Genomic DNA, 23,007 nt, shown 5'->3' on the forward strand with positions numbered 1-23,007 from the left:
TTGTCCCACCCTGTTCGAGACGACCGGCGTCCGGGTCCCGTTCCGCGCGGTGGCGCGCTGGGAGCCGTTGATGTCAGGTGCCGCTGAAGTGCGTGTCAGCGAACCCTGGCCGGCTCGGCCGTGCGGCGGAGGGCCGTCGAACGGATCACGGTCACGGTCAGGGCCAGGGTGAGCGCGGCGAGATGGCCAGCAGGGCCAGGCCGAGGCTGTAGGAGCCGAGCCGGCCATAGAGGAAGCCCATCACCAAGGGCGGGAGGAAACCGCCGAGGCCGCCGGCCAGGACCGTGACGAGTCCATCGCCACCGCCGTCGGGATGAGCGGCGGTCAGATCGAGGGCATGCACCGGCTGCTCGCCCTCGCCCCCTACGACGAGCGCTACGCCATCCCCAAGGCGCACGCCGAGCAGGGGGCGCAGCTGGAGGAGCTGGCCACCGGGTGCAGCCTCGACTACGAAGGCGGCCCCGGCATGAACGGCCCGTTCGGCGAGGCTTCCGGTCGTCCGGCGCCGGTGGCCGTGGAGAGCTTTCACGCGCTCAAGGAACGGCAGGCGGGCGAGGACGTGAACAACGCCGATGAACTACGCGGCCGGGTCAATCTCCTCAACTGGGACGGCAGGGGCACACCTGACGGCCTGTTCCCCAGGAGGAAGAAATGAGCCACAGTGATCCGCGCACCGCCCACATGGTGGCCGCGGTGCTGCTCGGCTACCCCGACGAACGCCTCTACCAGGGGATGAGCGTGCTGGCCGAGGCGGTGGCCGAGCTGCCCGCGGGCCAGGTGCGCGAGCGTCTGTCAGCCTTCCTCCGGCACGTGGCGGACACCGACCCGGAAGAGCTGGCCGCCCACTACGTGGCCACCTTCGACCTGAAGCGGCGCTGCTGCCTCTACCTCACCTACTACGCCCACGGCGACACCCGCAAGCGGGGCGCGGCGCTGCTGCGCTTCAAGCACGCGCTGCACGCGGCCGGTCTCGAACTCGCCGACGGCGAGCTGCCCGACCATCTGGCCGTGGTGTGCGAGATGTCGGCGCGCGGCGCCGTGCGCGCGGCCGGCCGGCTGCTGACTGGGCACCGCGCCGGCATCGAGGTGCTGCGCGCGGCCCTGGAGGAGGAAGGCTCTCCGTACGCGGACGTGGTCGCGGCCGTACTGGTCACCCTGCCGCCGGCCGGTCCTCGCGAGCAGGAGGCCATGCTGCGGCTGGCGGCCCAGGGCCCGCCCGCCGAAGCCGTCGGTCTGGAACCGTACGCGATCATGGAGGCGGGCCGATGAGCACGCTGCTGTGGGTGGTGGCGCCGTACGTGGCGCTCACTTCGTTCGTGCTCGGGCACATCTGGCGCTACCGCTACGACAAGTTCGGCTGGACCACCCGCTCGTCCCAGATGTACGAGTCGCATCGGCGCCCGCAACAGCGTGATCGGCGACGTCGAGGGCAACCTCGTCCAGGCCCGATCGCTCCTTGGCAGTGTTCTGTCCAAAGGTCGCAAGCTATGGCCACTCGACTAGTAGGTGACCGGCGTTGAGCGGGGGCGCCTCGGCTGAAGATCTTCGGGTGAGCCGGCCGTGAGCGCCGCGCCCGCGTCCGCGGTGAGGTGGCCGGTGCGCGCATGCCGCGTGACGTGCTCCTCGACCTGAGTGCGCCTGCACAGCCCGTTGATGGTCTTAGCCCTGGTTCGTCGTCGGAGCTGGTGGCCGCGGCGACGTAGTCCCCGTTTCTGCGAGCTGATGAGGTGTTCTCGGCCGACCAGCGCCGCTGCCGATGGATCATCACATTCCCCGCCGAATTGTCGTAGAGATGATCAACAATGGCCTGCCATGGGATGGATCAAGATCGCGACGGGCCACGAGCTCACCGTCGAGGGGACGCGGCGGCCGGTGCTCGCCTGCCGGACGACCGCCGGCCGCGTGCTGGCCAAGGTGCCCGCCAACGTCAGGAAGGATCCGGCCGCGGTACGGCTCGCCGCCCTCCGCGACCGGCTCGGCGAGCACGCGCGGGCCGTGCACGACCGGGTCGAGTCCTGGATGGTGCGGTCGCTGCCCGTCCCGGCCGAGGTGTTCGCGGCCGTCTGGGACGACCCGGTGTGGCGCGAGACGCTCACCGACCTCGTCATCGCCCCGATCGTGGACGACGTGCCCGACCTCGGCCGCTGCGCGCTCCTGCGCGAGGGCGCCTGGACGGGCGCGGACACCTTCGCGATCCCGCACCCGCTGCTGCTCGGCGACGAGCTGCTCAGCTGGAAGGGACGGTACCTCACGCAGGTCGTCGAGCAGGTACGCCGCCAGGTGTGGACCCGTCCCGCGAGCATGGACCGCACGTTCGGCGTGGTCGAGATCCCCTGGGCCCACTACGACAGCGGCGCCGCCCTCGAGCGCCGCGTGCACGAGCTGGGCGGACGCGTCACGGGCGACAGGGCGCGCTTCACCGTGCACGCGCCCGAGCCGCTCGGCGTCGAGATCGACCTGTACTGGAGCGGGCCGATGAGTCCCGCCTCCGTGGAGGGGATGAGATTCACCGCGGGCGGCCGCGAGATCGGCGACATCGCCTGGTCCGAGGGCGTACGCATGCTCATGGCCCTGTACGCGGACCGCACCGTGGACGAGACGGAGCCGGAGACGGACGCGGCCGACGCCTACTCCCACTACTGCGACACCCACCAGGGCGAGCCCGGCACCGTGGCGCCCTCCGGCGTCACCCGCCCGGCACGCGCGGTGCTGCTGCGCGCCGGAGCGGTGCTGCCGGGCCCGCCCACCGGCCCCGACGAGGACACGTGCCTCGCCGTCCGCTACGAGCACCTCGTCCTGGACGAGCCGGTCGTCGAACTCGTCCAGCACGAGGCCGTCGACGGGGACAAGGCCGATAAGTCGCGGTATGACCTGGACCCGGTCGCGGAGACCGGCGTCGGGACCGTGCACGCGGGCCCGCTCGGCTTCCTCGCCTCCGCCCTGCACCGCCATCCGGCGCACCGCGCCCGCATCCTGGCCGCGCACACCGACCTGCGGGCCGCACGCGACCTGGCCGCCCGCAAGCCCGGCCTCGCGCGCACCGCGCTCACCCGTGCCGGCGACGACCTGGAGACGCACGCGCCCGCCCTGCTGCCGCCGTTCTACGAGGAGTGCGCGTCGATCCTGGCCGCCGTGGGCAGCGTCCGCCTCGCCGCCGCCTTCTTCGAGACGGCCCGCGCCGCCGAGGAGGCGCACGCGCTGCCGGTCGACGAGGCCGCGCTCGTCACGGCGTACCTGATGGCGGGGGCGGACGTCGCCGGATCGGCCACGCTCAAGAAGCACGGCAAGCGGCTCGCGGCCCGCCATTCCGCCCCCGCCGCCTACGACTGGCACCGCCGCCTGCTCACCGCGTGGTGCGAGGAGGTCCCGGACGGCGCGGACGGCGCGCTGGCCCTGGCCGAAGGCTGGGCGGCGCTGGCGAAGGCCGCCGGGCGCACGCTCGGCGGGCCGGGCGACGAACGCGCCGTCCGCGCCCTGCTGGGCAGCGGCTGCATGAAGTCGGCGCCGCGGTCCCTCTGGACGTTCGTCCTTCCACTGCTCGGCCCCATGGTGCGGGCGGACGCGGGCATCGCACGCGCGCTCCTCGGCACCCTGCCGCTGCCCGCCAAGGACACCCCCAAGGCGAAGGGCGCGGCGGTGTCGCTCCTCCTCGCCAACCTCGCCGGCGCGGGCCTGACCGCCCCGTTCACCACCTGCCCCGGCCTGACGGGGGCGGCGGTGAAGGACTGGGTGGGCCGCTTTCTGAAGCTGTACGCGGGGCTCGCGCTCCCCGTCGCCGGCCTCGGCGACCTCCTGCACGACGCCGGCAGGCGGCTGCGCGCGGAGGGCCTCACCTGCGACGACCACGAGGCAGTGCTGGGAGCGGACGAGGACGAGGTCAACCGCTGGGAGGAGACCGCCGCCGACCTCCCGCTCCTCGACCTGCTCCTGGACCGCGGCGTCCCGCTCGGGCGGCCCCGGCTGCTGCACACGTTCAAGCTGTACGACCGGCTCGCCTCCGGAACCGGCACCGACCTGGCCGCCGTCGCCGCCGACCCGGACTGGGCCCCGCTGCTGCGCGACGCGATCGTGGGCAACGTGACCAACCCGCTCAACGTCACCGAGCCCGCCGTCCCGAAGCAGACCGCCCTTGAGACCGTACGGGCCCTGACCACGACACCGGGAACGGCACGGATCGTCGCCGCCATCCTGGCCGAACATGCCGAACGGGTCCCCGGCCAAGCGCTGCCCGACGCGCACGCCGCCCTGTGCGACGCCGAACGGTTCACCCTCGCCGGCGTCCCCGGCCCCCTCCTGGACAGCGTCCGGACGATCGCGACCGGGACGGACCCGGCCCGCGCCCTCGCCGCCACGCTGAGCGGCGGCGTCCTCGACGAGCTGGAGCTGCCCGCCTTCGTCCCCGGCCACGCCAACACCATCACCGACTACCTGGAAGAGAGCGGCGCCGACCTGCTCCTCATCCAGTCGGGCCGGCTCTGGGAGCACCAGTTCCGCGCCTGCGTCGTCACACCGGACAGAGCCGGCCCGCCGCACGGCTTCGGCACCTACGAGCACGTCTCCAGCAGATCCCACGAACGGACCGAGGCACGCGACCTCTACGACCGCTGCCTGATCGCCGCGAACGGCCGGGTGACCGTGCTGGACCACGACGGCCCGCACTGCCCGCACGACAGCGCGCACCCCGCCGCGCGCCCCGTCGTGCCGGCCGACGGCGAACGGGTCGCCTTCCCCGGCGGCGCCGAGGCGACCGTGTGGCGCGGCCAGGGCCGGATCATCGAGCTGCGGGACCCGGCCGGGCGGACCATCGGCCGCTATGTCCGCGGCTGGGGCCGGGTGCCCGAGCACGACGGCGCCGCGAACATCGGCGTGGTCGCGCACCACCGCTACGCGGCCGGGACCCGCCTGGTCGCGCCGCCCGGCTGGTGGTCCGCGATGCGGCCACGCGACCCCGAAGGATCGAAAGCGCTGCGCGCGGTCGACGAGAAGAAGGCGCAGGCCCTGATCGACGTCGTGGACGCCCGGCTCGCCGCCGAGCTCATGCGGGTGCTGGACCCCGAGAGCACCTACCAGGAGAAGGACGCGGTCCGCGATGAACTGGCGGGACGGCTCCGCCCGCTCCTGCCGGAGATCACCGACGAGTCGCTCCTGAGGGGCGTCACGCTCCTGGTGTGGACGGCCGTCGAATGCCGCGAGCGCGCGTTCGCCCTGCTGGAACGCCTGGAGCTGGCCCCGCCGCCCCACCTGCGCCCCGCGCCCGCCGCCGCGGCGCCCGCCGTTCGCGCCGAGAAGGCGCCCGAGCCGGACGATCCGGGCCCCGAGTCCGCGTACGAGAGGATCGCCCACTTCGCCCGCTCCGCCGTCGACATCCCGTACGACAAGAAGGTCGCGATGTTCCACGCCCCCGCCGTCAACGGGATCGAGAACACGCTGGGCCGCCTCGGCGCCGCCGTCCTGGAGGCGGCCTGGGGCGACGGCGACGGGCGCGCGCGGCTTCAGGAACTGGCCGCCGTCCCCGAACTCCTCCGCACCGACGGCACCTGGCACGTCGCCCGGCTGCGCCCGGACTTCGCCCTCGGGGAGATCCGCTCGGGCTACGGCCCCATCGCGGCCGCCGCCGTCGCCGACCACGAGCTGGTGGATCACGTGTGCATCGTCACGGCGCTCCTCCACACCCCACAGGGCCCCGACCCGCTCCTGTTCACCCGCAACCGCGTCGTCGAGTTGCGGACCTGCCGTGGCTGGGGCGACCCGGACCGGCTCAGGCGGGCGCTGGGCCTGATCGCCGACAACGGCCCGCCGCCCGTGGACCGGGAGACGACCGTGCGGGCGTTCGGCGAGGCCGCCGGCCTGTCACCGGCCCAGTGCCTCATCCTGCTGTCCACCTCGGCCCGCACGCTCTCCTGGCCGGACGGCTGGGCGCGCGGCCGCGTCGCCGCCTTCCGCGCGGGCGATGCCGCCCGCGCCCGCGACCTCGGCCTCACCGAGACCGACCTGCGCATCGCCGCCCTCTCCCTGGAGGCGCTCACCACCGCCGACGAGGCCGTCGAACTCGTCGAGCTGCTCATGCCCGACGACCCCGCCGACCTCTGGCGTACGGGCCCCGACCTGGACCGGGCGGTCGCGTACTGGACGGAACGCCATCCGAGGCTCACCCCGCTCACCGCCAAGCAGTGGGTCACCCTCGCCTCCGGCGCCGAGGACGCCCTGCAGGCGCTGATCGCCCTGCTCGGCGACCGCCCGTCCGCACCGCCGCTCGGCCACCTCGCCCGCGCCGCGAAGCTCCTGGCCGACCGCCTGCCCACGGACCACCCCGCCCGTACGACCGCCGCCACCCGCCTGCGTGACCTGCACCACCACGTCAACGACCCGGACACCACCCTGCCCATCGTCACCGGGGTCACCTCGGTCACCGCCCTGGAACGAGCCGCCGGAGCGACCGCGGTGCACCTCCCGGAGAGCAGGCTCGCCATCGGCGACGCACTCACGCTGGAACCCGCCGGAGACGGCTACCGCGTCCACCTCCGTCCGGCCCGCTGGCCCGATCTGGACGCGCTGGCCCCGGCCCTCCGCCGTGGCGGCGCCACCGATGCCACCCTGGTCATGGAGGACCTACGTTTCCTCCGTTCTGTGGCCCGGAGGTAAGCACGTCCGGCTTTGGCAGTGTTCCGCGCCATCGGTCATGGACCGTCCCATGCTCGCCTGGCGATCGGGATGCCGTGTTCTCCGAGCCGAACAAGGCGGTGCAGGAGACGACGAGAAGAGCGCCCACCTCCCGGCTGAACGACCGGATGGTGAGTTGCCGGCGTTCGCCGACGTGGAAGGTGGCAGGAGAGGAGGTCAGGGTGTGGTGGAGGTGGCCGGAGTCGGTGACGGCGGAGAGGCCGTCCAGGGCGGTGACGGTGACGGTGTCCCGGCCACGGAGATCGACCGAGTGGCGGCCTACGCCAGACGCTGGGCAGGCTTGTGCTCAACCTGCTAACCGGCGTTCCCTTATGCTCGGGCAGTTGCTGATCGACCTGGCCGGCGATCGTCGGAGGTGACCGGGCACAGGATCGCGATCAAGCCGTCGGCGCGCAGCGACACCATGCGTCGCTGGTGTTCGAACTCGACGGCGTCCGCGCCGTCCATGGTCCGCTCCGGCCCCCACTGCAGGAGCGCCGGGCTGTAGGGCTTGGCGGTCGCGGCCAGAGCCCGGATCTGCTCGTCGGTCATGGTCGTGCTCATCGGTGTCTCCCTACTTCTCGATGCGCTCGGCCAGCGAGACGATGATGCCTTCGGGCCCGCGGACGTAGGCCATCCGCCACATGCCCTCGTATGCGCCGATGCCTCCCACCAGGCCGTAGCCGGCGGCTGCGGCGTGGTCGACCGCGGCCTGGAGGTCGTGCACCTCGAAGGCGACGTTGCGCAGGCCCAGCTCGTTGGCCGGCGCGGCGGGCGAACCCGGCAGGTGGTCCGGCCGCGTGAAACTGGAGAGCTCCAGCGTCGTCCCTCCGCCGGGCGGCCGCAGCATGACGATCTCGGTGCGGGCATCGGTCATGCCGATCACCGTGTCCAGGAACTCGCCTTCTACGGCCATCTTCTGATCGGCCTCCAGGCCGAGGCTGACGAAGAACGCCGTCGCGGCGTCGAGGTCGGCGACGGTGATGCCGACGTGGTCGAAACGCCTGATGAATGGCATCGGATTCCTTTCAGGTTCCTTTAGGAGACTCTGAGAAGGTAGCACCCCCAAGTTCCGTAAGGGAACCCCGCTTGCTAGATTGCTGCCATGCAGCGAACGCGGTTCGGGGAGATGGCGTGTTCCATCGCGCGTACCTTGGACGTGATCGGCGAGCCCTGGTCACCGCTGATCCTGCGCGACGTGTGGGCCGGGGTGCGCCGCTTCGACCACATCCAGGCTGACCTAGGGATCTCCCGCAAGGTGCTCACGGAGCGGCTCAACCACCTGGTCGAACAGGGTGTGCTCGAGCGGCTGCCCTACGACGCCCGCCCCCGCTACGAGTACCACCTCACCGCCAAGGGCACCGAGCTCGTCGAGATGCTCATGGTGATGGCGCGGTGGGGCGACCGCTGGCTCGCCGGCGAGGCCGGCCCTCCCGTGCTGTACCGCCACCATGCCTGCGGGCAGATCGGCCACGTCGACCCGCGCTGCAGTCACTGCGGAGAGCCGATGCACGCCGACGACGTCGACCTCCTCCCGGGCCCGGGCTCGGCCTGACGACCACAGGACCTGCGCGGTGTTACCAATAGTCCCAATCGCGCCAGCCGTACCAGCGGCCCGTGAGATGCCGGTAGGTGTCGTTCGCCGTCTCCTCGGGCTCGCCCTTGGAAAGCAGGACGAAGTTCGTGTTGCTGTAGACGGCCCATTCCTCGGCGATCAGGCAAGCGCTGCCAGGGACGTCCTCGGTGTTCTTCTCCAATCCCAAGCACGGAAAGGCATCACATATCCGGTACAACCCCACCCATTGGCAGGAAAAATCGCGATCCGTCTGCCTGGTCACGGTCTGAGCGTAGGCTTCCATGCTCGGTTTCGAGATCGTGAATCGCAGCCAGAAGGGCGCGTCCACGACGAGTGCCCCCACCACGCCTCCGGCGATGATCCAGGGCAGGACCCAACGTACGATCCGGCCGTCGATCGCGCCTCGACTCGCCGCCAAACCGAAGCGGAACAACCAGATCACATACAGAGGAACCCCGAAGAAGAAGGCAACCAGCATCATCTCGATGACGTACCAATGGGGGACGCTGGCCCAGTACAGAATGACGCAGGCCGAGGCGGAGAGCACGGTGAGGTACAGCCATCCGGGAGGCTTGGTGATCACGCGCCACCTTAGCGCTCGTCATAACCATGCGACCAGGCCGCGTTAGGCCGACTTTCAAGGGCTGGAGGGACGCGAACCGGGCTTCGCGAGGCCGGCGTTCAAGGGACTCGTCGCAGAAGAGGGTGCAGTCGGGGTCCGTCGGTTTTCGAGGTCGCCCGCACGGATTCTCACGCTCGGCTGCACTCACTCCTTTCCGAGCGCGACGGGACGTGCGCCGGGGAACGAGCTATGCATCGTCGTTGCCGTCGCGCAGGGAATGGATCATGCTCCGCAGGATCCGGAACGCCTCTGACTGCTCGGCCTCGGACATGCCTGCCAGCATTCTGACCTCGACGGACCGAACTGCTACGGTCGCCTTCTCGAGGCTCCGTCGGCCGCGAGGCGTGAGCCGCGCGGGAAGAGCCTTCCCGACGGGCGCCTCCGCGGGCCTGGTCACGTAGCCGTCTCGTTCCAGGGCCTGGAGCAGCACGTTCATCGTCTGCCGGGTCACGAACGCGCCCCGCGCGAGCTCGGAGTTCGACAAGCCCGGTCGTTGAGCCAGCAGTTCGAGGCAGGAGTAGTGCGTCACGCTCATCCCGAGCGGCCGCAGCACCTCCTCCATGGCTGCACGGAGGGCGCTCGACGCCTCTTTCAGCAGGTAGCCCAGTGACGTCTCCAGATCGACGCCGACACCCTTTTGACTCATGTCAGTATTCTGACATAGATTCATCTGTGTCAGAAAACTGACACGAAGAGAAGGAGCATCATCATGCCCGTCACCGGCCCCGACTTCATCTCGCTCCAAGCGCGCGACCTCCACGCTTCGCAGGCGTTCTACGAGCAGTACCTCGGCCTCGTCCGCTCGCAGGCCGGACCTCCGCACGCCGTCGTCTTCGAGACGAAGCCGATCGCGTTCGCACTCCGCGACATCGTTCCCGGCACCGATCTCGCATCCGCCGCTCAGCCCGGCATCGGTGCCGCGATCTGGCTCCACGCCACAGATGTCCAAGCCATCCACGATGCTCTGGTCGCCGACGGCCACACCATCGTCTCCGCACCGACCGACGGCCCCTTCGGCCGGACATTCACCTTCGCCGACCCCGACGGCTACCAGATCACTCTCCACGATCGCGCCTGACAGGCCGAACGCCACCGGACGATCACCGGCCCCCGAAGACCGAGCTTGTGCCCGAGACCCGAGAACCGGGCGACGTTTGTTCACCCAGGGTGATCACTTTCGGGCTCTGCACGCGTGGGGTTGACTGAGTGTGATGTCGAGGCCGGGCGGTCATGATTCGGCACGCCGAGGGGGTCCAATCCGCCGTTACCGGTGCGGCGGCCGCGGCCCCGTGCTCTCGCGCCGCGGGCTGCGGTGGCCACTGGAGGCGATCGTGGTCCAGCACCTGACCGTGACCCGAATCGCCGAAGGCTTCGCGGTTTCGTGGAACACCGCCGACGACGCGGTCCTGGCCGAGGGCAAGCAGGTCCTGATCAACGACGAGCATCGCTCGACGGCGTCCATGTGATCGGGGTCGACGAGCCGATCCGGGCGAACCGTCTCGTACGAAGCGTGCGATAGATACACCGTGAGACCGTTCCCCTTCCGGCGGCGCGCGGCCCCGGACGTCACCGCCGCAAGCGGCGACGCCGACCTCGTCACCGCCGTCGCCGCCCGCAGCACCACCGCCCTGCGCATCCTCCACCAGCGCCATGCCCCCTGGCTGCGTGCCCGGCTGGCCCGGCGCTGCGCCGACGCGGACGTGGTCGACGACGCGCTGCAGGAGACGTTCCTGGCCGTGTGGCGTTCGGCGGGCCGCTTCCGGGGCGACAACGTGGCCGGTTGGTTGTGGACGATCGCCGTCCGGCGGCTGATCTCCGCCCTTCGGGGGCGCGGTTCGCGCTGGGTCGGCTCCGGCATCGCACCGGACGACAGCTCCCCCGTCGCCTCCGCCGAGGACGTCGTCCTGCTGGGCGTGGAGCACGGCGATCTCGGGGCCGCACTGAACAGGCTCGCCCCCGAGCTGCGCGCCGTCATCGAGGCGACCGTCCTCGACGGCCTCACCACCAAGGAGGCCGCCGGTCTCCTGGGCATTCCGGAAGGAACGGTCAAGACCCGCGCGATGCGGGCCAGGGCCCGGCTGCGCGAGGAACTTTCATGAGCAACTGGCACATCCCCGACGATCTGCGTGAACGCTACCTCGAAGGCAGGCTCGAACCGGCGCCGGCCATGTCCGTGGACGCGCATCTCGCCCGCTGCGCCGCCTGCCGCGCGGCGATCCCGTACGACGAGGACTGGCTCGAAGCGTCCTGGGCGAGGCTGGAGACCGAGCTGATCGCGCCGCGCCTCGGCCTGGCCGAACGCTTCCTGCGGCACCGGGGGATGCCCGACCACCTGGCCAGGCTGCTGACGGCGACGCCGACGCTGAGCCGGGCCTGGCTGGCCGCGGTGGTGGCGGTGCTGGCGTTCGCGGTGCTGGCGGCGCGCGCGCAGGCCGACCTGCTGCCCGCCTTCCTCGTCGTCGCGCCGATGCTGCCGCTGGCGGGCATCGCGCTCGCCTACGGTCCGCGCGTCGATCCCGCCCACGAGCTGGTGGCCGCCACCCCGATGTCCGGGCCGCGGCTGCTGATGACCCGGGCCACGGCGGTGCTGGCGGTGGCGGTCGTGCTGGCCGGGCTCGCCTCGCCGCTGCTGCCCGCGCCGCCCGGGCTGAGCGCCGCCTGGCTGCTGCCCGCGCTGGCCGCCGCCTCGGGTTGCCTGGCCCTGTCGAACCGGCTGCCGGTGCCGATCGCCGCGCTCGCCGTGGGCGGGGTGTGGCTGGCCATCGTCGGCGCGGGCGGCCTCGCCGTCGGCTGGCCCGCCGTCTTCGGCCCCGCCCCGCAGATCGGGTACGGCGCCGCCGCCCTCCTGCTGACGTACCGCTTCCGCAAAGTGAGCACGAGATGATCCAGACCAAGCACCTGACCAAGACCTACGGCGCCAAAAGGGCGCTCGACGGCCTCGACCTGACGCTCGGCCCCGGCGTGACCGGGCTGCTCGGCCCGAACGGCGCCGGCAAGACCACCCTGCTGCGCTGCCTGGCGACCACCCTCGCCCCCGACAGCGGCACCGTACGCGCCTTCGGCCTGGACCCGGCCGACCGCGTCCAGCGGACCGCGCTGCGGCGCAGGCTCGGCTACCTGCCGCAGAACCCCGGCGCCTACCCGCACTTCACCGCCTTCGACCTGGTGGACTACGTGGCGATACTCAAGGAGCTGACCGACCGCGAGCACCGGCACGCCGAGGTGCGCCGGGTGCTGGCCGAGGTGCACCTCACCGACCAGGCCCGGACGAAAGTACGCAAACTGTCGGGCGGCATGCGTCAGCGGCTCGCGCTCGCCCAGGCGCTCCTGGGCGAGCCGGACCTGCTCATCCTCGACGAGCCAACCGTGGGCCTGGACCCGGAGCAGCGGATGGCGTTCCGCGCGCTGGTCTCGCGGCTCGGCGAGAGCCGCGTCGTCGTGCTGTCCACGCACCAGACCGAGGACGTCGCCGCGCTGTGCGAACGGGTGGTCGTCATGCGGGACGGCCGGGCGGTCTTCGACGGCACCCCCGGCGAGCTCGCGGCCGTGGCCGACGGCCGGGTGTGGCTGTCGGACGCGCCGCCCGCCACGTCGGAGCTGTTCTGGCGGACGGCCGACGGCCGCTACCGTACGCTCGGCGAACCCCCACCGGCGGCGGACGCGGTGGCGCCCGGCGTCGAGGACGGCTACCTCATGCTGCTCGGGGAGGCGGCGTGACGCGGCGGCTGTTCCTGTTCGAGACGCGCAGGCTGGTGCGGCACCCGCTCCTGTGGGGCGCGACCGTCCTCGTGCTGGCGCTGCAGACCTTCCTCAGCAGGGACCAGCAGCCCGACCTGACGATGGACCCGGTCAACGCCACCGGGCTGGCCACCTGCCTGGCCGCGGCGGTCCTGATCGTGGCGAGCCTGGCCACCTCCCGCGACGGGCGGCACGGCATGCCGGAAAGCCTCGCCGGGCTGCCCGGCCGGGCCGAGCACCGTACGCGGGCCCTGCTGCTGGCCACCCCGCTGGTCGCGGGGCTCGCGGCGGCGGTGGCCGTGGGCGGCTACCTGGGCATCCGGCTGCTGAGCGGCCCCGCCGGAGGGCGGCTGGACGTGTGGGAGCCGTTGACGGCGGTGGCCGCCGCGGTGCTCGCCGCGACGCTGGGCGTGGCCGTCGGCCGCTGGGCGCGGTGGCTGATCGCGGGGCCGCTGGTGGTGGCCGTGCTCGGCTTCCTCATCTACACGAACCCGCTGAATGGGCAGGCCCGCTGGCTGCTGCCGGTGATGCAGGACCACCGTCCGGACTGGCCCGACCGCCCGTCGGCGGTCCACCTGGCGTACGTGCTCGCCGCCGCCGTTCTCTTCGGCGGGGTCGCGCTGCTCAGGCATCGGCCACGGCCGGCGCCCGCCGTGGCCGTCGTGGTGGGGCTTGCGGTCGCGGTGCCTGCGGGGGCCGTCGCGGCGTCCACCCGGCCACCGGCGCGCTTCCCCACGAGCGTGACGCTGACCGCCGCCCACGTGGACTCCCGCGTACGTGAGCGCTACTTCGGTCCCGACGCCTATCGATGCACGCGGCGCCAAGGGCTCACCTACTGCGCCTTCGCCGGTTACGAGCCGTGGATCCCGCTGTGGGAACAGGCCGTCCAGCCGGTCGTGGCGGCGCTGCCCGCCGGGCTGCGGAACCGGGCGCCCCAGGTGCGGCAGGCGAGCACGACCTGGGACTTCACCGGCGATGCCGGCATGATCCGGCCGCCGATGAGCTGGGGACATCCCGACCAGCGCCGGATGCTGGCCGAGGACGTGGCCTTCCGGGCGACCGGCCTGTACGACTCGGCCACCGAGCACTTCACCTCCTCCCGCCGCGCCGCGCCGTGTGACGTACGCGGCCAGGCCCGCACGGTGGTGGCGCTCTGGCTCATCGGCCAGGTCTCCCCTCCCGAGGCCCGGCGGCAGCTCTACGTCGACCACAACCTGGGACGCCTGTCCGGCCTGGACTGGGGCCCGGCCGAGATCGGTTACGCCAGACGGCTGCTGGCCTCCCCCGGCGCCCGCGCGAAGGTCCAGGCCGGCTGGGACACGCTCGTCGAGCCCACCACCACGATCGACCAGGCCCTGCCGCTGCTCGGGCTGGAACGCGAGTTCAACGCGCCGATGGGAGCCACGCCGTGCCTGTGACACTGCCCGCCCGGCCGCGGATGGCGCTCCTGCTGGTGCGCCCCCTCGCCCGGGCCATCGACTGGGGGCCGCTGGCCGTGGTGTCCGGCTTCACCGCCGGGCTGGTGAGCCTGGTGCAGTACGGGGAGACGCTGCCCGGGGGCGACGCGCTCGTGCTCATGCGCATCTGCGGCACCCTGCTCGGCGCGGCGGCGGCGTTCGGGCTGGTCGACGCGATGTCCGCCGACCTCGGCGCCGCCGCGGTCCCCCGATGGGTACGGCAGGCGCTGCGCTGCCTGCTGCCCGGCGGCGCCGCGGTCGCGATCTGGCTGGCGGCCTTCGCCTACGTCCTCACCCGCCTGCCGGAAGGCGCCCTGTTCCCGGTCGGTGACCTGCTCATCGAGATGGGCGTCTGCCTCGGCATCGCGCTGGCCGCCGCGGCGACCGCCGTACGGCTCGCGCCGGGACGGCAGGCCGCCATGGCGGCGGTCGTGGTCCAGCTGGCGATGGTGCTGGGGACCATCCTGCTGCCGCAGCAGGTCCGGCTCTGGCCGCCGACCTGCGGGTTCGGGTACTGGGACCAGGCGCATCTGTTCTGGCTGGCGATGCTGCCCCTGCCGTACCTCTGGCTGGTCCTCGCGGGGCGCGACCTGCGGCGCTGACACCTCGCGCCACAGCATCGGCCTCGCCGGCCCGCGGTGAGGGCGCCGCACCTTCTGTCGCGGCGCCCTACCCACTCATACGAGGTATTTCCGGCGGTCAGCCGTTCGGGCATCCGGCCATCTTCTTCTTCACGTGCATGGTCATCTCGGGAGTCAGCTTCACCGGGCCCGGCTGCGCCCAGACGAGCACCTGTCCAGGGGCCGACGGCACCGCGTCGGTGACGAACCAGTTGCCCGGCACCTGCCGGGCGCGGTCCGACTGCTTGCCGACCCTGAACTCCTCGATCGAGCCGTCCCGCTCGGCCAGCACCGCCCGTACCTCGTCCACGGTCATGCCGCGGAACGGTACGCAGTGCAGCAGCTCCCCGGTGGCCTCGGCGTCGCCTGCCGATACGTACCGCTCCCCGGGCCGGGCCGGGCGGGCGAACGAGATCTGCGCGCTGCCCTTGAAATCCCCGGGAATGCGGAACGAGGCCGTGCATCGGCCGGACTCGCACTCCACCGACTCCTCTTCGATGCCGGCTCCCTCCGAATTATCCGTGGCCGTGACATGACCGACGATGCTCGGTGAGCCCGGGGCGATCATCAGGCGGATGTCGAGCCCACGGGCCTTGAACTCGGACGCGAAGCGCTCGGGGTCGGCGTAGAGGTCCTTGACGGTGACGATCCAGTCGTCGCCCGAACGCTCAAACGCCAGCGCGGCGGCCGGTGCGACGCCGCCTGGCGCGCCGGTGGGAATGAACGCCACCCCCATGACGGCCACGGCCGCCAGCATCGCGGCGACGGGGATCACCACCGGCCAGCGCACCCTGCGACGTGCCTTGACCGGCGTCGCGACGATCCTGCGGAACAACTCCTGCGCATCCTGCCCGTGTTCCGGCGCGTGGGGCGCCGGGTCAATCGCGGTCACAAGCCGGTCGATCTTGCTCACAGGCTCTCTCCTCTCAGTTCCGCGATCGCCTGGTCTTCTTCGGTCAGCCCCAGCGCCTTGGCCAGCCGCTTGCGTGCGCGGTGCAGCCTGATGCGGGCCGCCGTCGCCGTACAGCCGAGCACTTTGCCGATCTCCGGGCCGGTCAGGCCCTCCCAGCAGGCCAGCGCGAGCACCTCGCGGTCACGGGCGGGAAGGTCGTCGAACGCCTCCCGCACGTGGTCAAGCCCGTCCGGCCCGGACGGCCGCGCGGCGGACGACGCGTCCTTCAGCCGTTCTGCCAGCCCGGCCCTGCGGGACTGGCCGCGCCGCTGGTTGGCCAGGACGCGACGGGCGACGCCGTACAGCCACAGGCGGGCGGCCTCGCCCTCGGGCACGTCGGCGATGCGCCGCCACGCGGTGAGGAACGTCTCGGACATCACGTCCGCCGTGTCCTCGGGCGAGTCCGTACGGCGGGCGGCGTACTGGTGGATGGCCGGGTAGTGCGCGTTGTAGATCGCTTCGAAGCGGTCCCGCGCTCCCGGGGGATGGGTCACAGACGACTCTCCTCGTACCAAAGGTGTCGGACATTGCGATACATGTCCGGCACCTTTTCCGAGTGTTTCACCCGCCGTTCCGAGGGCACCGCTCAAGATCTCACCCGGCACGACGCCGGCAGGATCGCGGCCGAGCCGACCTGGGTCACGGCGAGCGCACTCTGCGGGCGTCAGATCTGGTTCAGGCCGTCGACGTACAGGCTCGAACCGGTGATGAAGCTGCTCTGCGCGGAGGCCAGGAAGACCACGGCGGCGGCGATCTCCTCCGGGCGCCCGAGCCGGCCCAGCGGGACGTGCGCGGCCAGTCGCCGCCGGAAACCGTCGGCCTGCTCCGGGTCGCCGACGAGGCCCGACAGTCCGGGGGTGTCGGTCGGGCCGGGGGTGATGGTGTTGACCCGGATGCCGCGTCCCTTGAGCTCGTTGGCCCAGGTGCGGGCGAACGACCGGGTGGCGGCCTTGGTGGCCGCGTACACGCCGAACGCCTCGTCGCCGGCGTCCACGTTGGTGGAGCCGTTCAGGATCATCGAGGCGCCGTCGTTGAGCAGCGGCAGCGCCTTCTGGACGGTGAACAGCGTGCCGCAGACGTTACGTCACCACCTTGGCGTTCGGCATCGCCGTGCAGGCCGCGAGCGGTGTCGGCCGCGAGGAACTCCAGGAGATGGCCGACGCCGCCCTGCGCAACTGGCCGCTCGTCTGAGATCAAGGCTGCGCGTGCCGGTCCAGGCCGAGCGTGGCGATGAGGTCTTCGTGGAGCTGGAACCAGACGCGATGGCAGGAGTCGACGTCGGTGCGGTCCACCCAGGCGTTGTCCCCGGCCCGGGCGCGCGCCAACGCCGCGGCGAACCGGGCGTCGTAGCCGCGGAACCGGGTCAGCACGCTCCCGAGCCGGTCCGCCAGCGGCGTGAGCGCGCGGGAGACGCAGGCGAGCTCGTGCAGGACCCCCGCGTCCCAGTCGGCGTCGCGATGATCGTTGACGGCGAGCCGGTCACCGGCGGTCGGCCGGAGCTGCCAGTCGGTGCAGGCCTGGAGCAGGAGGGCGTTCAGCGGGAGGAACGCGCGGTAGACGTCCCTGACCTCGTCGGCGCCGCCGACGTCGGCGAGCTCGGCGGCGAGCCTGCGCTCGTTCTCGGCCCGGCCCGGCTCGGTCAGCGACCAGCCGCCGGTGCCGGCGAAGGCGGAGTGCCCGGCCCAGCCGCGCGCCTCGAAGTCGCGCAGCAGCTCCTCGGCCTGGGCCGCGTCGAGCCCGTACCGCTGCGCGACCTCCGGGGTGTCGGCGAAGCCGAGGACGCGTACGGCGTGCAGGACCAGCAGGTCGGGCGCGGAGTCGCGGGTCATGCGCCGGCCTCGCGCGCGGTCAGGCGGGTGTAGTGCTGCTGGCACGCCTGCGGCGAGTTGAACCCCATCGCGTCCGCCATCTGCGCCCACGTCAGCCCACTGCTGCGGGCGATGAACAGCAGGGCGGATTCGAGCCCGTCGACCTCGGCTCGGGCGGCCGGCAGGAGGGCCAGCGCGCTCAGGACGTCCTCCGGGGCCAGGTCGGCGTTGCGCCAGACGGCGAACTGGACGAGGTCGACCGCCGACAGCGGGGCCGGCGCGGGGCGCCACGGACGGGCGTCGAGCGCGTCCGCGCCCAGGCGCAGCAGGCGTCGCCGCGCGTCGTGCTCGCGGCCGGCCTGGGCATGGTCCGCGCGGTCCGCGCGGCCGGCCTGACTGAGGTCCTGCTTGCGTGACATGCCGTTCATGATCCAGAATCAACGGAATGTTGTCAACGTTTCGTTGAAAGGTGGGCGGATGATCGTACCCCTCAGGTCGGCAGCCGCCGGCACGTGCGGGGGCAAGGCCGGGGCGCTCGGGGCGCTGCTCCGCGCGGGACTGCCGGTCCCCGACGGGTTCGTGGTGCCGTTCGCCGCCTACCGGGCCGCCGTGCGCGACCTGGGCCTCGGGCCGGACGGGCGGCGGGCGATCGAGGCCCTTCCCGTCCCGGCCGCCCTGATCGACGCGCTCGGACAGGCGCTCGGCGAGCTCGGCGATCCGCCCGTCGCGGTGCGATCGTCCGCCGCGCACGAGGACACCGGCCGGACGTCGGCGGCCGGTCAGCACGACAGCTTTCTCGCCGTACGCGGAGCCGGTGCGGTCGCGGACGCCGTACGCGCCTGCTGGGCCTCGCTGTTCACCCCGCGCGCCGTCGACTACCACCAGGGGGCCGGCGACCTCGCCATGGCCGTCCTCGTGCAGCGCCACCTGGACGCGGAGGCGTCCGGCGTCATGTTCACCCCCGCCGGCCCGAACGACCCGGTCCGCATCGAGGCGTCCTGGGGGCTCGGCCCCACCGTCGTCGGCGGCACCGTCACCCCTGACGCCTACCGCGTCGCCGGGGACGGGACGGTCACCCGCGCGCTCGCGCACAAACACACCCGCCTCGACCGGCGGGGCGACCGGCTCGTCACGTCCGACGTGCCCGCCGACGCCCGTGACGAGCCGTCGATCGACGACGCGACCGCCGCGCTGCTCGCCGAGCTGGGCAAGCAGATCGCCGCCCTACGCGGCGGGCCGCAGGACGTCGAATGGGCGATCGCCGACGGACGCCCCTGGATCCTGCAGGCACGGCCGGTCACCGCCGCACCTCCCGCGTGGCCCACCCACCACCCCCCGGCCACCTTGACCGGAACACCCGGCAGCCACGGGATCGCCACCGGCACCGCGCGGATCATCCGCGGCCCCCGCGACTTCGCCCGCGCGCGGCCCGGCGACATCATCGTCTGCCCTTTCACCGACCCCGCCTGGACGCCGCTGCTGCGCATCGCGGCCGGCGTCGTCACCGAGACCGGAGGCGTACTCTCCCACGCCGCTATCGTGGCCCGCGAGCACGGCATCCCCGCCGTCCTCGGCATCCCCCAAGCGACGAGCAGACTGCACGACGACAGCACCATCACCATCGACGGCACCACCGGCACCGTCACGGACCGGAAGGAGACGGGAAGCGGGCCCACCTGGGCGCCGCGCCCCACCCGCCCATGACCACGCGACACCTCTACCTGGCCCGCCATGGCGCGGCCGACACCTTCGGCAACCTCACCGACCTCGGCCGCCGGCAGGCGGGACTGCTGGGCGAACGGCTCGCCGGCCTGCCGATCGACGCCGTGTGGCACTCCCCGCTGCCGCGCGCCGCCGCCAGCGCGCACGAACTCGCCCGCCACCTGCCGGACGCGCCCGTCGCCGAGGCCGCCGAACTCATCGACCACGTGCCCTACGTCCCCCCGGCGGCCGAGATGCCCCCGGCACGGGCCGGCTTCTTCGACGGCTACGACGAGGCCGAGGCGGCCACGGGCCACAAGCTCGCCGAGGCCCTGCTGGCCCGCTTCGCCAAGGCCCCCGACATGACCGACACCCACGAGGTCCTGGTGACGCACGCCTTCCAGATCGCGTGGCTGGTGCGGCACGCCCTGGACGCGCCGCCGTCACGCTGGCTCGGCCTGAACAGTGCGAACGCCGCGCTGACGGTCATCCACTACCGCCCCGGCCTGCCGCCGACGCTGGTGGTGTTCAACGACATGGGCCACCTGCCCGCCGAGCTGCGCTGGACCGGGTTCCCCGACGGCATCCGGCCATGAGGTGACGGTCTCCAGCAGCTCCCGCACCCGGCCGAGGCAGGCGGCGGCGTACGCGCCGTCAACCTCTCCGCAGTCCGGCACGGTCCCCTTGTAGGCTGCGCACCTCTGCCGCCAAGGGCGGCGCCCTCGTGACCGCCCACCGACGACCGGAGTGACCGCTTTGTATGAGATCCCGCAACTGCTGGCCGAGTACGACCGCGCCCGCGCCTACACCGACGAGCTCTGGCGCGACCTGACCGCCGAGGAGCTGCACTGGCGACCCGAGCAGAACTTCAGCCCCATCGGCTGGCACCTCGGCCACCAGGCCCACGTCGCCCACTTCATGGTCCGCAACCTCACCGCGGCCGAACCGAGCCCCGCCCCCGACCTGGACGGCCTCATGGACTCCGCCAACCCGGAAGCGGACCGGCTGCCCCTGCCCGACCCCCGGCGGCTGGCCGATTTCCGCGCCACCGTCGGCGAACGGGTCCACGCCCGCATGAACGCCATCGGCGCCGGCGACGTCGGCGCCCCCGCCCAGCTCAAGATCGTCGCACAGACGCTGCTCATGGCCATCATCAACCACGAGTACCAGCACGACCGCTGGATCGGCGAGGTACGCAACCGCGACCTCGGCCACACCCTGCCCGACGACCCCACCTCCGATCTCATCACCACCGTCGACGGCTACCTCGTCGTGTGCGGATGGAGCATCTGAGGGGGTTGCCTGCCTTCGTCATCCTGCCCGTTGCGGGCAGAACGCCACGCGCAATTGAGTGATGCCCCAGGACGAACTTGTCCGCCTCCTTCGGGTCGTCAGGAACGATGGAGTCAGCATCGAGGTCAGGGAGGTCTCGCTCCGGCACACTGGCGGTGCGCAGCTCGCGGGGGCCAGCACGAGGTCCAGCGGCAGCTCGCCTTCCCCGCCGACATCGGGCACGGCCGGAGCGGTACGCATCGGCACATGGACCAACGACCGCGGCGCGAAACGACCTCCGTATCGAAGGTCGTAGCCGCCGATCCGGGCGACGAAATCCGCTCGCTCGCCCCGCCCGGAGCCCACTACTGTCACGCGGATGAGCAACCCTCACCTGCCTGTGCTGTGGCTGTCGGGCCCCACGGGTGTCGGGAAGTCCTCGGTCGGCTGGGAGGTGTTCACGCAGCTGAGCCGTGGCGGTGTCAAAGCGGCGTTCGTCGACGCCGACCAGATCGGCCTGTGCCACCCCTTGCCGGAGGGCGTGACGCATCGCCTCCGAGCGCGGAACCTGGCCGCGATGTGGCCGCACTTCCAACAGGAAGGCATGCGGTGTCTCGTCCTCGCGGGCTTTGTTCACGCCCCTGAGGAGGTTCGTGAGTACACGGCCCTTCTGCCCGAGGCCGCGTTCACGTTGTGCCGGCTGCGCGTCGACAGCGCCGAACTCAAGGAACGCTTTCTGGGGCGAGGCTGGCGTCCCGAACTGGTGGAGGCGGCGGTCGCCGAGGCAGACGCCCTGGACCGGAGCGACTATGCCGACGTGTGCGTGGACACCGGCGGCCTCGGGGTGTCCGAGGCGGCGCGACTGGTCCGCGAGCGGGCCGGAGGATGGCCGGCCGCCCTCCCCGCCCCGGCATCCCCCGGAGACCTGCGGCACCACCCGCCCGTATCCCAGGCGGACGCCGCGCCCACACCCGTGCTGTGGCTGCGCGGCGCGACGGCGGTCGGCAAGTCCGCGGTCGGTTACGAGATCTTCTCGCAGGTCTTCCGGACCGGCCTGCGTGCCGCCTACGTGGATGTGAAGCAGATCGCTGCGCTGGCTCCTGTCGCGGACGACGACACGGACAACCGCCGCCTCAAGGCGCACAACCTCGCCGCCGTCTGGGCCGGCTATCGCGCGGTGGGCGCTCAATGCCTGATCGTCTCCGGCGAAGCCGACTCCGACGACACCGTCCAGGCCTGTGCCGAGTCGCTACCAGGAACGGCCCTGACCGTGTGCCGCCTGGATGCCGGTCCAGTGACACTGGCTGACCGCATCGCACGGCGTGCCCAGGGAGGCGGACCCTCCATACCGGGCGACGAGCTGAGAGGGCTGGGCCCGGACGCCCTGCAACGTGCCGCCGAACGCGCGTCCCGCGAGGCCGAGGCGCTTGCGCGGGCGGGGGCAGGTGATCTGCGCATCGGCACCGATGGCCGGTCGGTGCAGGAGGTGGCCGCGGACGTACGGGCTCGCGCCGGCAACTGGCCGACAGGCGCCCAGGCCGAGACGTGATCAGGATCGCAGGTGTAGACCAAGCGGAAGGTGTCGGTGCGGAGCTCGCATTGGCATGTCCCGGTCGCGTCAAAGATGGACGACCTTCGGGCGGGCATCCTCACGGCCGTAGGCGAGAATGCGCCGCAACGCGCTCCGGAACTCCTCGATCGCTTCGTCGTCCGCCTCGATGGTCGCTTCGATCTCGGGGTCGGACAGGCCCAGCGCTTCGAGATCGTGCGGGTCCAGGACGATGCGCAGCACGTTGCCGTGCAGGGCGAGCTCGTTGACGGCGCCGTACGCGGTGCCTTGGTTTGCGGTGACCACGCAGTGGGTGTCCCAGCCCAGGGTGATGTCCTGCTCGCCGGGCTCGTACAGGGCGCACTGGAAGTCGAACATCAGGCCGTCGCCGTCCTCGGTCTCGGCGATACCGGCTGACAGGCAATCGTCGGCTCCATCCTGGACTCCGACCGCTCGGGCGATGAACCTGATCGTCATATCGCGGGAGGGTAGCGGCATGCCGTACCGGCGGTCCCCGCTGGAAGGAAAGAAGAGCTGTCATGAGAAAGATCGTTGCTGAGCGCTCCGACGGGATAGAGGTGAGGAGTTTCCACGGGTTCGCGGATGTCGAGGCGGCGAAGGATCTCCGTCCCGGTCAGCGGAGCATCTGGGACCTCAGCGGGCCTGGCCGTGGCCGGCGGGTCGCGGTCGGACCCAATGCGCTCATCGTGGATGTCGCTCCGGACGTCGGCGTGTTCGTACGCAACGAGAGCTGGGACGGCCCGCCCGACCCATATGCGGTATGGGAGCTGGTGTGGGACGGCCCGCTCTTCCTCGCTTCGGGGCGGGTCTGCGCCGTGAAGGAGGATCAGGGCGAGAAGGATTATCATCCGGCCTTCGACCTTGGACGTGAGATGACGCAGTGGAGCGCCCGCCTGCTCTCCAAGTTCGTCGACAACGACCGCGAGCCCCTCTTCCCCCGCGACATCTACCAGGTCACCCTTCTCACGCTGCAACTCTGGCCGTGAACCGCGCGAGGTCATCGCTCGCATCGCGCGACCACGCTCGTGCAG

At 72.1% G+C, this 23,007-nt stretch carries 25 protein-coding genes and 3 pseudogenes; 17 read left to right on the forward strand and 11 right to left on the reverse strand.

The features are described from left to right. Positions 1–157 precede the first annotated feature (157 nt). The gene (locus tag AC27IY_RS35220; RefSeq protein ID WP_423449628.1) at positions 158–343 is read right to left on the reverse strand and encodes a hypothetical protein; all 186 of its coding nucleotides are present in this window, start codon (positions 341–343) and stop codon (positions 158–160) included. Between AC27IY_RS35220 and narY the strand changes: the two are divergent. The 4 genes and pseudogenes from narY to AC27IY_RS35240 form a co-directional block, all read left to right on the forward strand. After that, positions 275–655, forward strand: a pseudogene (gene narY, locus AC27IY_RS35225) (nitrate reductase subunit beta); the annotation flags it as partial. The gene AC27IY_RS35220 and the pseudogene narY overlap by 69 nt on opposite strands. Further along, positions 652–1,269 carry a nitrate reductase molybdenum cofactor assembly chaperone gene (narJ, locus tag AC27IY_RS35230; RefSeq protein ID WP_423476074.1) on the forward strand — a complete coding sequence of 206 codons (618 nt, stop codon included), beginning with the start codon at positions 652–654 and terminating at the stop codon, positions 1,267–1,269. The pseudogene narY and the gene narJ, both read left to right, overlap by 4 nt. Further along, positions 1,266–1,391: pseudogene (locus AC27IY_RS35235) on the forward strand (respiratory nitrate reductase subunit gamma); the annotation flags it as partial. The gene narJ and the pseudogene AC27IY_RS35235, both read left to right, overlap by 4 nt. Before the next feature lie 421 nt (positions 1,392–1,812). Further along, positions 1,813–6,642 carry a DUF4132 domain-containing protein gene (locus AC27IY_RS35240; protein ID WP_487180628.1) on the forward strand — a complete coding sequence of 1,610 codons (4,830 nt, stop codon included), beginning with the start codon at positions 1,813–1,815 and terminating at the stop codon, positions 6,640–6,642. A 348-nt stretch (positions 6,643–6,990) separates the two neighbouring features. Here AC27IY_RS35240 and AC27IY_RS35245 read toward each other — a convergent pair whose 3' ends face one another. Beyond that, positions 6,991–7,224, reverse strand: a complete 234-nt coding sequence (locus AC27IY_RS35245) for a hypothetical protein (protein WP_423449633.1) — start codon at positions 7,222–7,224, stop codon at positions 6,991–6,993. 10 nt (positions 7,225–7,234) lie between these two features. Continuing rightward, the gene (locus AC27IY_RS35250) at positions 7,235–7,678 is read right to left on the reverse strand and encodes a VOC family protein (RefSeq protein ID WP_435408785.1); all 444 of its coding nucleotides are present in this window, start codon (positions 7,676–7,678) and stop codon (positions 7,235–7,237) included. Between the two features lie 87 nt (positions 7,679–7,765). Here AC27IY_RS35250 and AC27IY_RS35255 point away from each other — a divergent pair, with 87 nt between their 5' ends. Continuing rightward, complete coding sequence (locus AC27IY_RS35255) at positions 7,766–8,215, forward strand: winged helix-turn-helix transcriptional regulator (protein WP_344207643.1); 450 nt, start codon at positions 7,766–7,768, stop codon at positions 8,213–8,215. A 22-nt stretch (positions 8,216–8,237) separates the two neighbouring features. Here the strand turns inward: AC27IY_RS35255 and AC27IY_RS35260 are convergent, their stop codons facing one another. Both AC27IY_RS35260 and AC27IY_RS35265 read right to left on the reverse strand, forming a co-directional pair. Further along, positions 8,238–8,819 carry a hypothetical protein gene (locus AC27IY_RS35260; protein WP_487180629.1) on the reverse strand — a complete coding sequence of 194 codons (582 nt, stop codon included), beginning with the start codon at positions 8,817–8,819 and terminating at the stop codon, positions 8,238–8,240. Positions 8,820–9,045: 226 nt separating this feature from the next. Continuing rightward, positions 9,046–9,504: a MarR family winged helix-turn-helix transcriptional regulator gene (locus AC27IY_RS35265; protein WP_364448002.1), complete on the reverse strand. Its 459-nt coding sequence runs from the start codon at positions 9,502–9,504 to the stop codon at positions 9,046–9,048. A gap of 63 nt (positions 9,505–9,567) precedes the next feature. On the opposite strand from AC27IY_RS35265, the gene AC27IY_RS35270 reads away from it, so the two are divergent. The 7 genes and pseudogenes from AC27IY_RS35270 to AC27IY_RS35300 all read left to right on the forward strand — a co-directional run bounded on the left by AC27IY_RS35270 (position 9,568) and on the right by AC27IY_RS35300 (position 14,655). After that, on the forward strand, positions 9,568–9,936 hold the full coding sequence (locus AC27IY_RS35270) for a VOC family protein (RefSeq protein ID WP_487180630.1): 369 nt from the start codon (positions 9,568–9,570) through the stop codon (positions 9,934–9,936). A 178-nt stretch (positions 9,937–10,114) separates the two neighbouring features. Further along, a pseudogene (locus tag AC27IY_RS35275) lies at positions 10,115–10,344 on the forward strand (ISL3 family transposase); the annotation flags it as partial. A gap of 40 nt (positions 10,345–10,384) precedes the next feature. Beyond that, entirely contained in the window at positions 10,385–10,957 is a 573-nt protein-coding gene (locus tag AC27IY_RS35280) for an RNA polymerase sigma factor (RefSeq protein WP_487180631.1), read from the forward strand. Further along, positions 10,954–11,742 (forward strand): zf-HC2 domain-containing protein, encoded by a 789-nt coding sequence (locus AC27IY_RS35285; RefSeq protein ID WP_487180632.1) that lies wholly within the window; start codon positions 10,954–10,956, stop codon positions 11,740–11,742. Before AC27IY_RS35280 ends, AC27IY_RS35285 begins: the two co-directional genes overlap by 4 nt. Continuing rightward, positions 11,739–12,575: an ABC transporter ATP-binding protein gene (locus tag AC27IY_RS35290; RefSeq protein ID WP_487180633.1), complete on the forward strand. Its 837-nt coding sequence runs from the start codon at positions 11,739–11,741 to the stop codon at positions 12,573–12,575. Before AC27IY_RS35285 ends, AC27IY_RS35290 begins: the two co-directional genes overlap by 4 nt. After that, the gene (locus tag AC27IY_RS35295) at positions 12,572–14,014 is read left to right on the forward strand and encodes a hypothetical protein (protein ID WP_487180634.1); all 1,443 of its coding nucleotides are present in this window, start codon (positions 12,572–12,574) and stop codon (positions 14,012–14,014) included. Before AC27IY_RS35290 ends, AC27IY_RS35295 begins: the two co-directional genes overlap by 4 nt. Next, a complete protein-coding gene (locus tag AC27IY_RS35300; RefSeq protein ID WP_487180635.1) occupies positions 14,005–14,655 on the forward strand; it encodes a hypothetical protein in 651 nt (216 codons plus the stop codon). The genes AC27IY_RS35295 and AC27IY_RS35300 overlap by 10 nt, the downstream gene beginning before the upstream one ends. Before the next feature lie 97 nt (positions 14,656–14,752). On the opposite strand, the gene AC27IY_RS35305 is transcribed toward AC27IY_RS35300, so the two are convergent. The 5 genes from AC27IY_RS35305 to AC27IY_RS35325 all read right to left on the reverse strand — a co-directional run bounded on the left by AC27IY_RS35305 (position 14,753) and on the right by AC27IY_RS35325 (position 17,852). Next, positions 14,753–15,586, reverse strand: a complete 834-nt coding sequence (locus AC27IY_RS35305) for a hypothetical protein (protein WP_487180636.1) — start codon at positions 15,584–15,586, stop codon at positions 14,753–14,755. Then, positions 15,583–16,119, reverse strand: a complete 537-nt coding sequence (locus AC27IY_RS35310; RefSeq protein ID WP_364448013.1) for an RNA polymerase sigma factor — start codon at positions 16,117–16,119, stop codon at positions 15,583–15,585. The genes AC27IY_RS35305 and AC27IY_RS35310 overlap by 4 nt, the downstream gene beginning before the upstream one ends. Before the next feature lie 170 nt (positions 16,120–16,289). Next, positions 16,290–16,691: an SDR family oxidoreductase gene (locus AC27IY_RS35315; protein WP_487180797.1), complete on the reverse strand. Its 402-nt coding sequence runs from the start codon at positions 16,689–16,691 to the stop codon at positions 16,290–16,292. 127 nt (positions 16,692–16,818) lie between these two features. Then, positions 16,819–17,454 carry a transcriptional regulator gene (locus AC27IY_RS35320; protein ID WP_487180637.1) on the reverse strand — a complete coding sequence of 212 codons (636 nt, stop codon included), beginning with the start codon at positions 17,452–17,454 and terminating at the stop codon, positions 16,819–16,821. Continuing rightward, a complete protein-coding gene (locus tag AC27IY_RS35325) occupies positions 17,451–17,852 on the reverse strand; it encodes a DNA-binding protein (protein WP_423449650.1) in 402 nt (133 codons plus the stop codon). Before AC27IY_RS35325 ends, AC27IY_RS35320 begins: the two co-directional genes overlap by 4 nt. Positions 17,853–17,910: 58 nt before the next feature. Here AC27IY_RS35325 and AC27IY_RS35330 point away from each other — a divergent pair, with 58 nt between their 5' ends. From AC27IY_RS35330 to AC27IY_RS35345, 4 genes are all read left to right on the forward strand, one after another. After that, a complete protein-coding gene (locus AC27IY_RS35330; RefSeq protein WP_487180638.1) occupies positions 17,911–19,137 on the forward strand; it encodes a PEP/pyruvate-binding domain-containing protein in 1,227 nt (408 codons plus the stop codon). After that, entirely contained in the window at positions 19,134–19,730 is a 597-nt protein-coding gene (locus AC27IY_RS35335) for a histidine phosphatase family protein (RefSeq protein ID WP_487180639.1), read from the forward strand. Before AC27IY_RS35330 ends, AC27IY_RS35335 begins: the two co-directional genes overlap by 4 nt. 151 nt (positions 19,731–19,881) lie before the next feature. Then, the gene (locus AC27IY_RS35340; protein WP_371247957.1) at positions 19,882–20,427 is read left to right on the forward strand and encodes a DinB family protein; all 546 of its coding nucleotides are present in this window, start codon (positions 19,882–19,884) and stop codon (positions 20,425–20,427) included. A gap of 358 nt (positions 20,428–20,785) precedes the next feature. Then, positions 20,786–21,955: a nucleoside/nucleotide kinase family protein gene (locus AC27IY_RS35345; RefSeq protein ID WP_487180640.1), complete on the forward strand. Its 1,170-nt coding sequence runs from the start codon at positions 20,786–20,788 to the stop codon at positions 21,953–21,955. A gap of 69 nt (positions 21,956–22,024) precedes the next feature. Here the strand turns inward: AC27IY_RS35345 and AC27IY_RS35350 are convergent, their stop codons facing one another. After that, entirely contained in the window at positions 22,025–22,432 is a 408-nt protein-coding gene (locus AC27IY_RS35350) for an Imm10 family immunity protein (protein WP_487180641.1), read from the reverse strand. 62 nt (positions 22,433–22,494) lie between these two features. Here AC27IY_RS35350 and AC27IY_RS35355 point away from each other — a divergent pair, with 62 nt between their 5' ends. Then, positions 22,495–22,962 carry a hypothetical protein gene (locus AC27IY_RS35355; RefSeq protein ID WP_487180642.1) on the forward strand — a complete coding sequence of 156 codons (468 nt, stop codon included), beginning with the start codon at positions 22,495–22,497 and terminating at the stop codon, positions 22,960–22,962. Positions 22,963–23,007: the final 45 nt, after the last annotated feature.

It is taken from the genome of Nonomuraea sp. B208 (assembly GCF_057536035.1).